This window comes from Plesiomonas sp., assembly GCF_051650925.1.
Classification (GTDB): Bacteria; Pseudomonadota; Gammaproteobacteria; order Enterobacterales; family CAMTGL01; genus Plesiomonas.
The window spans coordinates 1-2,178 of record NZ_JBOFRH010000515.1; the positions used below are offsets into that span (position 1 = coordinate 1).

General features: G+C 51.3%; 1 protein-coding gene and 1 pseudogene. Both read right to left on the minus strand.

The window, feature by feature from the left end; genetic code table 11:
• Positions 1 to 1,196 (minus strand): annotated as a pseudogene (locus ACRC27_RS12325) (hypothetical protein); the annotation flags it as partial.
• A 35-nt stretch (positions 1,197 to 1,231) separates the two neighbouring features.
• The coding region (locus tag ACRC27_RS12330) for an ABC transporter substrate-binding protein (protein ID WP_438640000.1) at positions 1,232 to 2,178 on the minus strand (947 nt) is incomplete at its 5' end.

The window sequence follows — 2,178 nt, forward strand, 5'->3', positions numbered from 1 at the left end:
ATGCTGATTAGCGCGATGCTTGTCGTATGAAATAGCGGAGAATAGTCACTGTTTAGCCACGCGTGAAGGCTGATGTGAGTTGGCCATAAAGCAGGGAAAAACCAGCCGTCGGCAACAGACCACAGTGCGATGATCAACAAACTAAACCAGCCGAGGGCAAAGGGAAACCCGCATATTAGCGGTTGGAATAGCTTTGATAGGTGTTGTAAAAAATACCCTGAAAAATAGACAGTTGCGCGAGCAGTGATAGAGCCTGTTTTGACTTCCTGCCGATAATTCACTTTGTGCCAGCAGATACCACGCCAGCGAACACCGCGTGGCTGTTGCCATGTATAAGCGATAATATGCCACAAAATTTTGCCGCATAAACATAGCCCCAGCAGTAATAGCGGAAGCACTAAGCTAGCCGTATTGCCTTGTTGCTGAATCAGTGCTCGGGGGTCATTGAGCCATTGATTGATCAGTACAGCCAGTGTCGGTGGTGTTGTTGGCCCAAGGATCAGTGCCATATCTACAACGGATATACTGTAGGCTGAAACGGCAATCAACGGCCATTTGAGCTGCGGTAGCAGTTGTGGCAGCAGGATATGCCACCAAATTTGCCGAGGGGCGTAGCCTAAACTACGGGCCATGGTCAGTTGTTGTTGCAGAGTTTGCTTTTGCAGCAGCGCAGACATCGCCCAGAGCAAAAACCAGCTCTCTTTGAGAGCAAGGGTTAGCGTCAGTGTGATGGCATAGGGGTCATGGATTGTTTGCCATGCGGGTGGCACAGCCCATGCAAAGACGGAGGCAAGCACACGGGAGAACCCGCCCGAGGGTGCAACCAGAAATGCGATGCCAACTGCAAATGCAATATGTGGTAGAGCCAAAAACAGTGGCAGTTGGCGGCTGATTTTCAGCCAGCTAGGGCTGGTGTAGTAGCTGATAACCGTTAGCAACATCAGCCCCAGTGCCAGCAGGGTTGAGCCAACCGTTGAACTGAGGGTCAGCCATAGCGCGGCAACAAATTGTGGCGCAGCAAGCAGACTTTGCCATACAGACCAACGGAGCAATGGCACTGCCGTTTGCAGCACGCCGATAACAACGGGTATAAATATCAGCCCTACTAGCAAGATGGCACAAACCGATAGCCATTTTTCCTGTAGGCATCGGCTGATACTACCGCCAGCCGTGCTGCCACTCTTTAACATGGTCATTTGACCACTCCTAAAACCCTGGATAGCTGGGTATCTTATGGCTGATTACCATAACGGCGTAGCCACTCCTGCTCTAATGGTGCTACCCAACTGGCATGCGGTTCAGCCAATACCGGAATGGATGAGACAGAGCTTGCCGCTGTTGATGTTGCTGTGTGGTTATCCCTTGAACGAGTACGCTCTTGCGGTGTGGCCTGTTCCAAAATAGCGGCATTTAATACCGAAGGATCACCCCAAATAGCGATATCAGCTTTACGTTGCTGAGCAGGCGCAGACAACAAAAAATTAGCAAAAACTTGTGCAGCCGCCTTAGCGCTTGAATTAAACGGAATAGCCAGATAATGAACATTACCGAGCATGCCGGCAGAGAACCCAAAGCTATACACACTCGGTGGCAAGCGCTCTTGCCGTACCAAACTGGCGGCTTCATTCGGGTTAAAGGTCAGAGATAACACCAGTTCACCGTCTGCCAGCATAGTATTCATGGTTGTCGCACTCAGGGGAAAACTGCGCCCCTGTCGCCATAATAGCGGGTGCAGTTGATCAAGGTAGTGCCACAGCGGTGCAGTCGCCTGTGTAAATGCCGATTCTGACACCGGTTGTTGCAGCCGCTCAGGGTGAGGCGTAAGTTCAAGCAGCAGTTGCTTTAACAGCGCCACACCATGAAAAGCGGGTGGCTGCGGGTAGGTTACGCGCCCACTATGCTGGTGGGCAAACGTAAGTAGTTCGGCCGCCGAATTCGGTGGCGAGGTTGTGTATTGGCGGTCAGTGATAAAGGTGAGTTGTGCCAACCCCCATGGTGCTTCAAACCCCTCGGTCGGCACAGAAAAATCAACGGTGACAGGTTTAGATTGATCCACATATTGCCAGTTAGGTAAGTGGTCTGCCCATGGGCCGTACAGCAAGCCAGACTGTTTTAAGATATGGAAATTCTCACCGTTAACCCACAGCAGATCGACCGAGCCTTTTTGATCTCTGCCTG